Annotated in this window: 13 protein-coding genes; 9 read left to right on the top strand and 4 right to left on the bottom strand. The window is 71.1% G+C overall.

Annotation, left to right across the window (positions count from 1 at the left end):
* Positions 1-143 precede the first annotated feature (143 nt).
* On the top strand, positions 144-1,430 hold the full coding sequence (locus EDC57_RS11870; RefSeq protein ID WP_123402113.1) for a peptidoglycan DD-metalloendopeptidase family protein: 1,287 nt from the start codon (positions 144-146) through the stop codon (positions 1,428-1,430).
* Complete coding sequence (locus EDC57_RS11865) at positions 1,430-2,542, top strand: anhydro-N-acetylmuramic acid kinase (RefSeq protein ID WP_123402112.1); 1,113 nt, start codon at positions 1,430-1,432, stop codon at positions 2,540-2,542. Before EDC57_RS11870 ends, EDC57_RS11865 begins: the two co-directional genes overlap by 1 nt.
* Here the strand turns inward: EDC57_RS11865 and erpA are convergent.
* From erpA to argC, 4 genes are all read right to left on the bottom strand, one after another.
* The gene (erpA, locus tag EDC57_RS11860; protein ID WP_123402111.1) at positions 2,532-2,870 is read right to left on the bottom strand and encodes an iron-sulfur cluster insertion protein ErpA; all 339 of its coding nucleotides are present in this window, start codon (positions 2,868-2,870) and stop codon (positions 2,532-2,534) included. The genes EDC57_RS11865 and erpA overlap by 11 nt on opposite strands.
* 76 nt (positions 2,871-2,946) lie before the next feature.
* Positions 2,947-3,378: a bactofilin family protein gene (locus EDC57_RS11855; RefSeq protein WP_123402110.1), complete on the bottom strand. Its 432-nt coding sequence runs from the start codon at positions 3,376-3,378 to the stop codon at positions 2,947-2,949.
* A 4-nt stretch (positions 3,379-3,382) separates the two neighbouring features.
* Positions 3,383-4,090, bottom strand: a complete 708-nt coding sequence (locus tag EDC57_RS11850) for a DUF6776 family protein (protein WP_123402109.1) — start codon at positions 4,088-4,090, stop codon at positions 3,383-3,385.
* Positions 4,091-4,093: 3 nt separating this feature from the next.
* Positions 4,094-5,125 (bottom strand): N-acetyl-gamma-glutamyl-phosphate reductase, encoded by a 1,032-nt coding sequence (argC, locus tag EDC57_RS11845; protein ID WP_123402260.1) that lies wholly within the window; start codon positions 5,123-5,125, stop codon positions 4,094-4,096.
* 451 nt (positions 5,126-5,576) lie between these two features.
* On the opposite strand from argC, the gene EDC57_RS11840 reads away from it, so the two are divergent.
* From EDC57_RS11840 to EDC57_RS11810, 7 genes are all read left to right on the top strand, one after another.
* Positions 5,577-6,020: a pilin gene (locus tag EDC57_RS11840; protein WP_123402108.1), complete on the top strand. Its 444-nt coding sequence runs from the start codon at positions 5,577-5,579 to the stop codon at positions 6,018-6,020.
* A gap of 238 nt (positions 6,021-6,258) precedes the next feature.
* A complete protein-coding gene (locus EDC57_RS11835; protein WP_170165140.1) occupies positions 6,259-8,232 on the top strand; it encodes a hypothetical protein in 1,974 nt (657 codons plus the stop codon).
* Between the two features lie 90 nt (positions 8,233-8,322).
* Positions 8,323-9,291 carry a glycosyltransferase family 2 protein gene (locus tag EDC57_RS11830; RefSeq protein ID WP_123402106.1) on the top strand — a complete coding sequence of 323 codons (969 nt, stop codon included), beginning with the start codon at positions 8,323-8,325 and terminating at the stop codon, positions 9,289-9,291.
* Positions 9,254-10,474, top strand: coding sequence for a radical SAM protein (locus tag EDC57_RS11825; protein WP_123402105.1), 1,221 nt, complete (start codon positions 9,254-9,256; stop codon positions 10,472-10,474). The genes EDC57_RS11830 and EDC57_RS11825 overlap by 38 nt, the downstream gene beginning before the upstream one ends.
* Positions 10,475-10,514: 40 nt before the next feature.
* Positions 10,515-12,473: an alginate lyase family protein gene (locus tag EDC57_RS11820; protein ID WP_123402104.1), complete on the top strand. Its 1,959-nt coding sequence runs from the start codon at positions 10,515-10,517 to the stop codon at positions 12,471-12,473.
* Positions 12,474-12,479: 6 nt separating this feature from the next.
* Positions 12,480-13,415 carry a lysylphosphatidylglycerol synthase transmembrane domain-containing protein gene (locus tag EDC57_RS11815; protein WP_123402103.1) on the top strand — a complete coding sequence of 312 codons (936 nt, stop codon included), beginning with the start codon at positions 12,480-12,482 and terminating at the stop codon, positions 13,413-13,415.
* A complete protein-coding gene (locus EDC57_RS11810; RefSeq protein WP_123402102.1) occupies positions 13,412-14,293 on the top strand; it encodes a glycosyltransferase family 2 protein in 882 nt (293 codons plus the stop codon). The genes EDC57_RS11815 and EDC57_RS11810 overlap by 4 nt, the downstream gene beginning before the upstream one ends.
* The last annotated feature ends 8 nt before the right edge of the window (positions 14,294-14,301 follow it).

The following is a 14,301-nucleotide window of genomic DNA, read 5'->3' as shown; positions in this document are numbered from 1 at the left end:
GTCCCGCCCGGAACACCAAAGGGCGCCCATGCTAAGGCCCGCCGCGGGGTGCGACAAGGTTCATTGACCGCGGCCGCGGCCCCTCGCTAAGGTAGCCGCGAGACTGCGACGGGGGGGTGGCGGTGAGGCCATCGGCACGATCCATGCACCGGACGGGGCGGCTGCTCGTGAGCGCGGCGGGCGCAAGCCTGGCCGCGGCGCTCCTCGTCACGGGGGTCTCCGGCGCCGAGGGCGAGGCGGTGCACGAGGCCGGCCCCGTGGTCCTGCCCCTGGCGCTGCCGGCACCCTCCCCGGTCCCCGCCCAGCCTGCGGCCCCGCAGACCCCGGAGCGGCCCGGCACGGTGCTCACGGTGCGCGGCGGCGACAGCCTCTGGTCGCTCCTTCGCCGCGCCGACGTGCCGGCGGCCACCATCACCGCCCTCGCCCGCCTGCCGGAGGCGGCGCCGCTGAAGCGGCTGCGCCCGGGCGAGCGCCTCGAGCTGGGCCTTCGCGACGGCGAGCTGGAGCGGCTTCGCTACGCCCTCGACGAGGCCCGCACGCTGGTGGTGGGCCGCGCCGCCGACGGCGCCCTCTCGGCGCAGGTGACGGAGGTCCCGCTCGAGATCCGGCTCGCCCGCGCCCAGGGGACGGTGCGCAGCTCCCTCTACGAGGCGGCGCTCGCGGCGGGCCTGAGCGAGCGGCTGACCCTGCGGCTGGCCGAGATCTTCGGCTGGGACATCGACTTCGCCCTCGACATCCGCGAGGGCGACCGCTTCGCGGTCATCTACGAGCAGGTCTACCGGGACGGGGGCTACCTGCGCGACGGCGACATCGTCGCCGCCGAGTTCGTCAACCGCGGCGAGCGCTTCCGCGCCGTGCGCTACACCACCCCCGACGGGCGCACCGACTACTACGACCCCGCCGGGCGGAGCCTGCGCAAGGCCTTCCTGCGGGCGCCGGTGGACTTCCGCCGCATCACCTCCCGCTTCCAGGCCGAGCGCTACCACCCGGTGCTCGGGGTGCGCCGCCCGCACCGCGGCGTCGACTATGCCGCGGCCATCGGCACCCCGATCCGCGCCACCGGGGACGGCCGCGTGGAGTTCGCAGGCTGGAAGGGGGGCTACGGCAAGACCGTGATCCTGCGCCACGGCGCCACCTACACCACCCTCTACGCCCACATGTCGCGCATCGCCCGCGGCATCCGCGCCGGGCGCCGCGTGCGCCAGGGCCAGGTCATCGGCTACGTGGGGCGCACAGGGCTCGCCACCGGCCCCCACCTGCACTACGAGTTCCGCGTCAACGGCGTGCACCGCAACCCCCTCACGGTGCCGCTGCCGCAGGCGGAGCCGCTGCCGGCCGCGCTGCGGGCGGACTTCGAGCGCGTCGCGGCCCCGCTGCTGGCGCAGCTCGACCTCCTCGAGCGCTTCGCGGTGGCCCTCGCCGAGCGCTGATGCGGCGCCGCCCGGCCCTCTATCTCGGTCTCGTCTCGGGCACCAGCATGGACGGCATCGACGCCGCCGTGGTCGGCTTCGCCGGCGGACGGGTGCGCGTGGTCGAGGCGCGCACCACGCCCTGGCCGCCCGACCTTGCGGCGCGGCTGCGCGCGGCCGCCGCAGGACGCATCGACCTCGACGAGCTGGGCCGGCTCGACCGCCTCGTCGGCCGGCACCTGGCCGAGGCCGCCGCGCCGCTTCTCGCCCGCCATCCCGTGCGCGCCATCGGCAGCCACGGCCAGACCCTGCGCCACCGCCCCGACGCCGACCCGCCCTTCACGCTGCAGATCGGCGATCCGGCGACGTTGGCCGAGCGCACCGGGGTGACCACGGTGGCGGACTTCCGCCGCCGCGACGTCGCCGCCGGCGGCGAGGGCGCCCCCCTCACCCCGGCCTTCCACCGCTACGCCTTCCGCCGCCACGCGCCGGTGGCGGTGCTCAACCTCGGCGGCATCGCCAACGTCACCCTCATCGACGGCGACGGGGAGGTGCGCGCCGCCTTCGACACCGGCCCCGGCAACGGCCTCCTCGACCACTGGGCCCGCACCCGCCTCGGCGCCCCCTGCGACCGCGACGGCGCCGCCGCGGCGCGCGGGCGGGTGCAGCCGGCGCTCCTGGAGGCGCTGCTCGCCCACCCCTACTTCGGGCGCCCGCCGCCCAAGAGCACGGGCCCCGAGGTGCTGGGGCCGGAGTGGCTGGAGGGGCTGCTCCGCGGCCGGCCGGAGCCTGCACCGGAGGACGGCGCCGCAACCCTCGCCGAGCTCACCGCCTGGAGCGCCGCCGTGGCCGTGCGCGCGCACCTGCCCGAGGCGCGGCGCATCCTCGTCTGCGGCGGCGGCGCCCACAACCGGCATCTGCTGGCCCGCCTCGCCGCCCACGCCGCGCCCGTACCCGTGGCCACGACGGCGGCCGCCGGGCTCGACCCGGACTGGGTGGAGGCGGCCGCCTTCGCCTGGCTTGCGCGCGAGACGCTGGCGAGCCGAAGCGGCAGCCTGCCCGTGGCCACGGGCGCGGCGCGGGCCGCCGTCCTCGGCGGGATCTGGCCCGGGCGCGGCGGGCTCAGACGGTGAAGGAGGAGCCGCAGCCGCAGGTGGTGGCGGCGTTGGGGTTGCGCACCACGAACTGCGCCCCCTGCAGGCTCTCCACGTAGTCGATCTCCGCCCCCTGCAGGTACTGCAGGCTCATGGGGTCGACGAGAAGCACGACGCCGTCGCGCTCGATGCGCGTGTCGTCCGCCGCCGCCTGCTCCTCGAAGGTGAAGCCGTACTGGAAGCCGGCGCAGCCGCCGCCGGTGATGTAGACGCGCAGCATCAGATCGCCGCGCCCCTCCTCCTCCATGAGCCGGCGCACCTTGCGCACGGCGCTGTCGCTGAGCTGCACCGGGACCTCGCCGCTCATCGCCTCGACACCTCCTGCACGGGCCTCCGAACCGCGGAACGCATGCGCCCCAGTATCCCGTTCCCGAGCGGAACGGTCAACGATCACCGGGCGCTTCCTCGGCCGCCTCCGCGCGCTCGCGCCCGTCGGTGAGGGCCCCGGCGGGACCGCCCGCCGGGGCGTGGACGAGGCTGCCGTTGACCTCGGCGCCTGCGGCCATCTCGATCACGCCGTAGTAGACGTTGCCGCTGACCCGGGCCTTGGGCGCGAGCTCAATGTGCTCGCCGGCGTGGACGTCGCCGAGGACGGTGCCGTTGAGGACCACCACCGGGACCCGGACCTCCCCCTCGATCCGCCCCTCCTCGCTCACCGTGAGCATGGCCTCCGCGCCCTCCTCGGCCACGATGTTGCCGCTCACCACGCCGTCGACGTGCAACCCGCCGCGGAAGCGCACATCGCCCACCACCGTGGTGCCGCGCCCGATCAGGGTCGTGACGCGGACCGCCCGCCGCCTTCTCCTACCCCACATGGCTCTAGCCTCCCTCCGCCGCCGGCCAGGGCAGCTCCTTGGTCACCCCCTCGGCGCCCCGGCCCGCGGGCACCAGCTCGATGCGCACCCGCTCCGGCACGAATCCGTCCGGAAGGCGCAGGGTGCCGCGAAGCTCCTGGAAGTGGCGGAAGCGGAAACGCACCGTCGCCTCCGGCCCCAGCGCCGCCGGCGCGAGCACCCGCCGGCCCGCCCCGTCCCGCCCGCTCACGCCGATGCGGGCCTCGCCCACCACCGCCTCCGCCTCCCCCCGCGGCGCCCGCGCCAGGATCAAGCGGTAGGGGCGGGCGCCGTCCGCGCGCGGCGCCAGCACCCGGAAGCTTCGCACCCCAAGCCCGCCATCCTCGTCGCCCGGGGCCACCACGCCGCGATAGAAGGCGAGCTCCTCCCGCAGCTCCGCCACCTCCTCCTGCAGCGCCCGGATGCGCTCGCGCGCCCGCGCCACCGCCTCACGGTCCACCTGGGCCGCACGCTCCGCCGCCGCAAGGCGCATCTCCAGCTCCCGCCGCAGCGCGGCCTCGTCTGCATCGACCTGCTTCCCCGCCGCCTCGCGCCCCGGCGCCTCGGCCCGCCCCGGCCCGCGGCAGCCGATCCACAGCGCCGCCCCCGCCAGCGCCGCCGCCGCGAGCGCACCGACGACGTAGCGGCCGGGGCCGGGGCGGCGGCGGACCTCCCAGCGCGGCGGCGCAGCCACGAGCTAAGGCATGAGGGCCGGCTGGTCGAGGCCCGCCCGCTCGTCCAGCCCGAACATGAGGTTCATGTTCTGCACCGCCTGCCCCGCTGCGCCCTTGACCAGGTTGTCGATGACGGCGCACACCACCACCGTGTCGCCGCCCCCGGGGCGGTGCACGGCGATGCGGCAGACATTGGCCCCGCGCACGCTCCGCGTCTCCGGGTGCGACCCCGCCGGCATCACGTCCACGAAGGGCTCGCCGGCGTAGCGGGATGCGTAGAGCTCCTGGAGGTCGACGTCGCGCGCGGTCAGGCGCGCGTAGAGGGTGGCGTGGATGCCCCGGATCATGGGCGCGAGATGCGGCACGAAGGTCAGCCCCACCTCGCCGCCCGCCGCCGCCGCGAGCCCCTGGCGGATCTCGGGCCAGTGCCTGTGCCCGGCCACGGCATAGGCCTTCATGCTGTCGGCGGCCTCCGCGAGCAGGATGTCCACGCGCGCGCCGCGGCCGGCGCCGCTCACCCCCGACTTGCAGTCGGCCACGAGCCAGGCCGGGTCCACGACCCCGGCCTCCAGCAGGGGCAGGAAGCCGAGCTGCACCGCGGTCGGGTAGCAGCCCGGGTTGGCCACCAGGCGTGCCGTGCGGATGCGCTCGCGCGCCACCTCCGGGAGACCGTAGACGGCCTCGGCGAGCAGCCCGGGGCAGGCGTGCTCGCGGCCGTACCACCGCGCCCACTCGGCGGCGTCGCGCAGGCGGAAGTCGGCGGCAAGGTCGATGACCCGCACCCCCGCATCCAGCAGCGCCGGCGCCATCTCCATGGCGGTGCCGTTGGGGGTGGCGAAGAAGACCAGGTCGCAGGCGGCAAGGCGCTCCGTCTCCGGCGCCTCGTAGCGCAGGTCCACGAACCCGCGCAGGCTGGGGAAGACCTCGGCCACGGCCCGCCCCGCCTCGCCCCGCGAGGTCACGGTCCGAAGCCGCACCTCGGGGTGGCGCGCAAGGAGCCGCAGAAGCTCCACCCCCGTATAGCCCGTGGCCCCGACGACGCCCACCTGGATCACGCCGCTCACCCCCTGGGTTCTCCGAAGGGCGCCAGTATATCGGGCCGCGCGCGGCGCGGCAGCGTCATCCCCCCGGAAACGAAAAGGCGGCCCTGAGGCCGCCGCAAACCTGGTGGTGACTCCTGTTGTTGTCGTTATGCCCGCCACCGGGGGCGGCGGGAGGCTCGGCAATGCCGTACCCTCGGGCGTTGCGCGCCTTTCTAGTCCAGACCGCACCGCCTGTCAAGGCGGCCGCCCCGGCACCGGAGGTGACGCGGAGCGTCACTTTCTGACACCGCACGGCTCCCCGCCGCCGCGCCGGGGGCGTCCCCGAGCCGCGGACGCCCCCGGCCACCAGAGAGCATTTCCTTTGGCGACCGGCAGTTGTGCGCCTGCAGGCGCCCTGCGCGGACTGCTGGCACGCCGCCTGCATACTAACGCGCGGGAGCTCAACCCGAGAGGAGACCGAACCATGAAGCGGACGCAGCAGGGCTTCACCCTCATCGAGCTGATGATCGTGGTGGCGATCATCGGCATCCTCGCCGCCATCGCGATCCCGGCGTATCAGGACTACACGATCCGCGCCAAGATGAGCGAGGTCATCAACGTCCTCACGCCCGCAAAGGCCTCGGTGTCGGAGTACTACATCTCCGAGGGCATCATGCCCGCCGACGCCACGGCGGCCGGGATCAACACCGGTACACAGGGCAACTATGTGTCCTCGATGACGTACACCCGCAACAGCAGCGCCAACGCCACCATTACGGTGACCATCAACAACCTGGACCCCGCGGTGGACACCAAGAAGGTCGCGCTCACGGGCGTGGGCTCGAGCAGCGGCGTGACGTGGACCTGCGCCCCCGCCGCCAGTGGCGGCGTGGAGAAGAAGTATCTCCCGGCGAGTTGCCGCGGCTGACCTGCATGCCACACGAGCGCGGAGGGGCGGGCCTGGGCCCGCCCCTCCGCGCGCTCCAACGCCACAGAACATCGGTCCCGCCGCAATGAATCGTCCCAACCATGCGGGAGCAGACGCCACACGCAGAGGCGACCGCGGCCGACCCAACCATGGATCCTGCGCCTGATCTGCCATGGCCGCGCCTCCCCACCCCTTGAGGCCGGAGCACCGCCCCGGGGAACGCCGGCGGTCTGTGGCCGTGGCAGCCCTTCTCGTTCCTCTGCTCCCCGTCCTGATCTTTCTCGCCTACCGCCCGGGACTCAGCGGTTCCTTCCTCCTTGACGACGCCGCCGGAAATCTGGACCGACTCGCGGCGCTCGGCGCAATCGGGTCCCCGGCCGATCTGTTCCGCTTCGTCGTGTCGGGCTTTGCCGGACCTTCGGGGCGCCCCCTGGCACTGGCGAGCTTTCTCCTCGATGACCAGGCGTGGCCATCGGAGCCGGAGCCGTTCCTGTTCCGCAACGTGCTCTTCCACGCCCTGACGGGCGTCCTCCTCTTTGCGCTCACCCAGCAGCTGCTGAGAGCCCTCGGGAGGGAAGCGGCGCAGGCAGCCGGGGGAGCGATCCTCGCCACCAGCCTCTGGGCGCTGCACCCGTTATGGGCCTCCACGGTGCTCTACGTGGTCCAGCGCATGGCCATCCTGTCGGCCCTGTTCGTTCTCGGCGGGCTTGCGCTGTATGTGCGGGGCCGGCGCGTGGCCGCGGACGGATCACCACGACGCGGCGTCCTCCTGATGGCGCTGGGTACAGGGCCCTGCCTGGGGCTGGCCGTGCTGTCCAAGGAGAACGGGATCCTGCTGCCGCTCCTCGCCCTCGTCCTCGAGGGCACCGTGCTGCGTGCGGTGCCCGCCCCGCCCGCGGTGCGCATTGCACGTCGCCTGCTCCTAGGACTTCCCCTGGCCGCCCTCGCCGCCTACGTCACGCTGACCTTCGACCACATCCTGGAAGGCTACCGGTTGCGGGAGTTCGCCCCCCACGAGAGGCTCCTCTCCGAGGCGCGCGCCCTCGCAGACTACCTGCGCAAGCTTCTCCTCCCCGCCGCCTCCTGGACGGGCGTCTATTTCGACCAGTTTGCCGTCTCCCGAGGCCTCTTCGACCCGCCGACCACGCTCCCCGCGGTGGCCTTCATTCTCGCAGTGGCAGCCATCGGCTGGCGAGTGCGCCGCCGTGCGCCCCTCGCGGCAGCCGCCATCCTCTTCTTCTTCGCCGGCCACGCGGTCGAATCCACGATCTGGCCGCTGGAGCTCTACTTCGAGCACCGCAACTATCTCCCGGCCGCACTCCTCTTCCTGCCGATCGCGGATGCACTGGTCTCCGCCAAAGCCCTGCGAGCACCCGTCCGCATCACCATTGCGCTGATTCTGGTGATGATGGTGGGCGGTCTCGCGCACCTTCGCGCCGCCCTCTGGGGCGAGCCCATGCTGGCTGCGCAGATCTGGGCCGTGCGCGCCCCCGGCTCCATTCGCGCCCAGGAAGGTGCGGTCATCGCCTGGATCCGGGCCGGGCAGCCGGAGCTCGCCGTGGAGCACGTCCGGTGGGCGCAGGAGCAGCTTCCGACCAGAGCCGATCTATGGATCTGGGAACTGGCGATTCGCTGCGGAGAGGGACTGCCGATCGAGAACATCGACCGGGCGGTGCGCGCCGTCCGCGAGGCGGAATATTTCCGGCTGGTGGCAGTGGCGCAACTCGAGGGGCTCGCGGCCGTACGCGGGATGGCCGGCTGCCGGACCCTCGGGGCACAGGACATGCTCCGGATCGCGGACGCGTTCCTTGACAGTCCGGCCCTGACGCTGCCTGCAGCGCGCCAGCGAGTCCTCTTTGTCAAGGCACGCACGCTGTTCGAACTTGGGGACCGCACCAGCGGGCGCAACGCCGTTCGAGAAGCCATCGAGCTCCACCCCACGCTGGAGGCCACGATGGCGGCGGTCTCCCTCCTTGCGAGTCAAGGCTGCTTCCCAACCGCTTGGGCGATGCTCGAGCGGGCATACCGCGGACTGCCCGAGCTGGAAAGGAACGCATCGCCCCGGGAACGCATCTACATCGAGGGACGCGACTTCCGCGGCGAGCTCGACCGCATCCGACGCCAGCTCGGGGAGGACCTGAAAACGGGACGGTCGTGTGACGCGCCGAGGCCCTCGGCGACGCAACCCGAAGACGGCATCTCGGGCTCTTGACCTGGCCACGGGAAACCCCACGCCGGTGGTATCCTGCACGCTCGTCCTCGGCAGCGATCCATGTCCCGCCCCGGGCAGCAGCGAGACCGCATGAGCGAAACGACCCTGACCGTCGTCCTCCCCGCCCGCAACGAGGCCGCCGCCATCGGCAAGGTGGTACGGCGCGTCCGGGAGACGCTCGGCGACGGGGCCGAGATCCTCGTCGTGGACGACGGATCCACCGACGGGACGGCCGCGGTGGCGGAGGCCGCCGGCGCCCGCGTCATCCGCCACCCCTATGGCATGGGCAACGGCGCGGCCATCAAGACGGGGGCCCGCGCCGCGCGGGGCGAGGTCCTGGTCTTCATGGACGCCGACGGCCAGCACGACCCCGCCGACATCCCGCGGCTTCTCACCAAGCTCGACGAGGGCTATGCGATGGCGGTGGGCGCGCGCTCGGCCCGAAGCCAGGCGAGCCTCGGCCGCTGGGCGGCCAACGGGTTCTACAACCGGCTCGCAAGCTACATGGTGGGGCATCGGGTTGCAGATCTCACCTCCGGCTTCCGCGCCGTGCGGGCCGAGAGGTTCCGCGAGTTCCTCCACCTGCTGCCCAACGGCTTCTCCTACCCCACCACCATCACCATGGCCTTCTTCCGCGCGGGCTACCCGGTGGCCTACGTCCCCATCGAAGCCGCGGCCCGCGTCGGCCGCAGCCACATCCGCCCGCTGCGCGACGGGGCGCGCTTCCTGCTCATCATCTTCCGCGTCGGCACCCTCTACGCCCCGCTCAAGCTCTTCGCGCCGCTCGCCGCGCTGCTCTATGTCCTAGGGCTCGGCTACTACGCCTACACCTTCGCCGCCATGGGCCGCTTCACCAACATGAGCGCGCTCCTGCTCACGACGGCCACGGTGATCTTCCTCATCGGGCTCGTGTCCGAGCAGATCACACAGCTCATGTACACCGCCCGCGGCACCGAGGCGGGACACGACAACCACCCCATCCCCCAGGAATGGAGGGGGCGGGAACCAGCGGGAGAGCGGCATGACCACCCAAGCGGCTCCGATCACGAAGCGGTTTGACCTCAACGTCGGCAAGCGGTGCAACGAGCGCTGCTCGTTCTGCTATTACCTGCGCGAGATCGAGAGCGGCGACACCCGCGACCTCACCACGGAGCAGATCAAGGCCGTGCTCCGGGTGGGACGCAGTCGCGGCAAAACCCGAGTCGACCTCACCGGCGGTGAGCCCACCATCCGGCGCGACCTGCCCGAGATCATCCGCTATGCGCGCGAGATCGGCTACGAGACTTGCTGCATCATCACCAACGGGCTGGTCACTGCGCAGAAGGCGAAGCTTGCCGCGCTCGTCGACGCGGGGCTCAACGACATTCTCGTCTCCCTACACGCGTGGGATGCCGCCACTCACGATGCCCTGGTGCGCGTCCCAGGCGCCCACAGCAAGGTCCTCCAGACCATCGAAAACGCCATCGCGCTGGGCTTGCGCCCCCGGGTCAACCACGTGGTCAACAGCCATAATCACCGCGACGTGGAGCATCTCGTGGAGCTGCTCTCGCCTTATCGACTGGGCGCGCTGAACTTCATCGTCTTTAACCCCACACGCGATGCAGTCCGCGCCGAGGAAGGGCTCACCGCAACCTACAGTGAGATCGCCCGCTACCTGCGCCCCGCGCTCGAGCGCGGCGCCCGGCACTTCGACGCCGTCAACGTCCGCCACATGCCGTTCTGCTTCCTCAAAGGGCACGAGCCTCGGGTCAAAACCATGTGGCAGCTTCAATATGAGCGCGCGGAGTGGGACTGGTGCCTCGACATCATCCACAAGCGCGGGCTACTGTTCATGTATGCTGCGGCTACGGCGGGGGCCATTCTCATGTGGCGCCATCCACGCCTGTGGCGCTCACCGTCACGGCTCCACGACGCCCTGCAATTCGCCCGTATCCGGAATGACCGCATGCAGCCACCGCCATGCCGATCTTGCCGTCTGCGGTTCATCTGCGACGGGATCCCGCGCAGCTACGCGCGCGAGGTCGGCTGGACCGAACTCAAGCCGTACATCGAGGGGCCCACGATCACGGATCCCGCCCATTTCATCCCTGGTTCCGAGCGCGAGGAGCCGCCGCGCCCGGATGACCGCGTCCGGCTGCCTGACACACCGACCCTTTGGCTTGGGTTGCACCGCCGACGCACTGGGTTGACCGGAAATACCCGACACAGCCGCACGGCGTCATCCCGCCCGCCGGCGGGCTAGGGCGGAAGACAACGGCGCCGGGCCTTTCGCCAACAAGGCCGTGTCGACCTATCTGCTCAACCGCATCCGGCTGATGCATCCGGGCGAGGTGGTGCTGCGCGCGCTGGAGCAGGGCCGCGATCTTGTCGAGTACCTGCTGCTGCGAGACCGCCTCACCCCTGCGATCGGGGAGCAGCCCTTCCGCGCCCCCCTCCGGCGCTGCTGCACCGAGCGGCTGACAGCCATCTGGGAGAACAACCCATGGCATGGGAAGACCCTCCTGCAGCTGCTCGCCGGCCGCTTCGCGGCCAACGGCGTACTCTACGATCTCCCGCCCGAAGACCCCTGGAACTATTGCGCCGACCGCCGCCGTCGGCTGCCCCGAATCATGGGACGCCGGTACATATTCAAGAGGATGTACGAGGAGGCCAATATGCAGTTCCTCGGCACCCTCAACCGGCACTATCACCTCGTCCACCTCGCCAAGGCCGCAGCCCTTGCGCGGCTCCCGGCCAAGTGCGTGCTCGCCCAGCTTGAGGACTGGGTCCGGTGCAACCCCTACATGGTCGGCATCAACTGGGCGGACCCCCTGCACACCGCTATCCGCGTCACCAACTGGTGCTTGATCTTCTGCCTACTGGGGATGCGGCGCGTGCCGGCAACACTCGCTCGCTCTCTCCATCTTCAGGGCGTGTTTATCGAGAAGCACCTGTCCTTCGGCAGCAGCGCCGGCAACCATCTGCTGGGTGAGCTGTGGGGCCTGTTTTTCCTGGGACACTGCCTGCCTGAGCTGCCGCGGGCGCACCGCTGGCGCAAGCTCACCCTGGATCGGCTCCCAGCTGAAATTGAGCGGCAGTTTCTCGACGACGGCCTACACTTCGAGCGCAGCCTCTCCTATCACCGGTATGTCGTGGAATATCTGTTGCTCGTGCTGCTGGCCGCGCGCCACCTCGGCGTCCCGTTCCCGGAACGGGCAGCCGAACGTCTCCATCGAGCCGTAGCGGTTCTGCGAACCTTCGTCACCTCCCGTGGAGAGGTCCCTGCCTTCGGCGACCACGGCCACGAGATCACCACCGACATCCATTACCTCAGCTTTGAGCACGAGGATCTGTTCGTCTCCGTCCTCGCCCTCGGCGCGGCGGTCTTCCGGGATCGCACGCTGCTGCCGCAGGGCTGGTGCGGCAGCCAGCGCCTGCCCTGGTGGCTCGCGGAAGACGACTACGCCTGGCTCGAGCGCGTCCGGCCAGCACCACGGCAGCTCCACTCTCAGGCCCTGCGTGCGAGCGGGTTCTTCATCCTCGCCGACGGCCGCCGCGAGGAAGAGGCGACGGCGGCAATCGTACGCTGCGGCCCCATGGGGCTCCGACCGCTGCACGCCCATGCCCATGCCGACATGCTCTCCTTCGTGCTCTTCCACCGCGGCCTGGCCTTCCTAATCGACCCCGGCACCTACGGCTACCACTTCAAGGGCCGGCGGTGGCGCGAGTACTTCCGAAGCACCGCCGCACACAACACGCTCCAGGTCCGCGACTGGAACCAGGCCCGCAGCGGAGGCGCAATGATCTGGCTCGATCCAGTCGAAGGCACGCTGGAGGCGTGGGCCGATGGGCCCGGAGATGTGGTGTTCCAAGGCCGCCACGAGGGCTGGCGCAAGGTGCGTGTCATCCATCACAGGCGGCTGCACCTCGAACCCAGGTCGGTCACGCTGACCGTGGAGGACTGGCTCGAGAGTGAGGGCCCGTGGCCCGTGCGACTCCACTACCATCTCCATCCGGAAGTCGAGCTGCACGAGCTGGCGCAGAACCGGTTCGTGCTGGAGCGCAACGGCTTGGCGCTGCGTCTGGACCTTCCGTCCAACGCCCAGGTGGAACGCTGGCGCGGCGATGACCGGGTACCGGCGGGCTGGCATTCGCCGCTGTTTGGCATCCGGTACCCGTGCTGGACAGTGCGCGCCTCGCTGGAGGCCGCGCCAGGGGAAACCCTGCGGACCCGGATCCAGCCCGTGGAGTGCCCCCGCTGACCCCCAATGCAAACGATACAGCGCCTTCTCCAGATCGCCGTGGCCACGGGCCTGACCGCCTATCTCGTCGGCTCCATTGGCCCGGAAGCACTGGCGCAGACTCTCGTCTCCGCCCGCGCCGCGCCGCTCGCAGCAGCCGCCGTCATGACCACCACGGGCTTCGTCCTCAACGGGTTGTCCCTGTGGCTGCTGTTCTTCCTCGCAGCCGAGAGACCACCCCCGGCCCGGCTCTATTGGCGTGCCTTTTTCACAACCTGCTACTACGCACTTTTCCTGCCGGGCCGTGCCGGCGATTTCACCATCGCGCTCCTCCTGCGCGATGTTGTGCCCCCGGCCCACAGCCTCGTGTACGTCACCCTCGATAAGCTGATCACGCTCTTGGTCATGGTCCTGGTCGGCGGCGGCGCCGTCACCCTGCTGCTCGACCCCCGCGTCGGAGTCGCGCTCATCACAGGCGGGCTCCTCGCATTCGTTGCGGCGCTTTGGCTCGCCACCCGGCGTGGACTCCTGGCCATTCTGCTGCGTTACCGCCGTCTGCGCCGCCCCCTGGCCCGCCTCGTTCGCGTCATCAAGCTGATCCCCCACCCGGAAAGCCGCCGACTGCTCCTCGGCAACCTCGCGGTGACGCTGGTGCGGCTGCTTATCGTCGGCTGGTCGCTGATGTTTCTCCTGGCGGCGTTTGGCGGCAAGGTGGGCTACCCCGTCGCCGTCGGGTCGGTGGCGGCGGTCCAGCTGCTATCGCTGGTGCCAATCTCGGTCCAAGGCATCGGGGTGCTGGAAACGGCCTACATCCACCTCCTGGACAGCGCAGGAGTCGCCGCCGCCACCGTACTCGCGGCAAGTCTCGCCGGCCGGATTCTCACCGTAATCCTGGTCTACGGTCTCCACGTCGCCGCCAACCTGTGGCCACCCCACGCATTCAGCTTGCCGAAACGCCCATGAACGCCACCTGTTCCCCGCTGATCACGCTTGGAGTTCCAGCCTACGACCGTTGGGAGACCCTGGAGCGCCTCCTCAACTCGCTGCTGGCCCAGCGCACCGACATCCCGTATGAGATCGTGGTCGGTGACGACGCGCATCCCGCCAACCTGCACGCCCGGGTCCGTGCCACCTACCCACAGGTGCGAAGCTTCCGCAACCACGAGAATCGCGGGCCCGGCCACACCCGCAACCGGATCCTCGAACACGCCCGGGCCCCCTACGTCGCCTTCTTCGATGCCGACTGTGTGGTCCCACCCAACTGGATCGAGCAGGTGCGCCCCCACCTCGCGCCGGATCTGCTGCTCAGTGGCCGGGTTGTGCGTCCTGACGGCACCCGTGAATGGGGACCGCGACGGCGTACGTGGATCGGGGTAAGCATCCCTTGTCCCGTGCGCTGGGCCAACGTGGCAAGCTCCAACAACATGGTCGTTCCCCGCGACCTGGCGTTCCGCGTCGGTGGCTTCAACGAAGCGCTAGGCATCTACTTCGAGGACAGCCTCTTCTCGCTGCGCTGTTGCATGGCGGGCGCCCGGGTGCGCTACCTCGAAACCGCCTTCGTTGTTCACCATCATCACTCGGCGCGCAATCCCGGGCGCGCGCGGCGGCAGGCGGCCAACACCCTCTGGAGCATGTACCACGTTCATAGGCACCACCCCTTGCGCCGGCTCGGCAGCCTCACGCTGCTGGTCGCCCTCTATGGAACCCGTAGCCTGGCAGCCCGACTCCGCGGTGAACGCGAGGCGGCCGCGGCGTGGCTTGCCGGCATCACCGAGGCGCTGGGTTGGATCCGTTCCCGGCGACCCTGGCGCGAGGACTGGTTGCATCACCCTCCGTGCTGAGGGCCGGT

Source organism: Inmirania thermothiophila (genome assembly GCF_003751635.1).
Classification (GTDB): domain Bacteria; phylum Pseudomonadota; class Gammaproteobacteria; order DSM-100275; family DSM-100275; genus Inmirania; species Inmirania thermothiophila.
The sequence above is the reverse complement of the archived record's forward strand: the minus strand, read 5'-3'. Positions and strand labels throughout refer to the sequence as shown.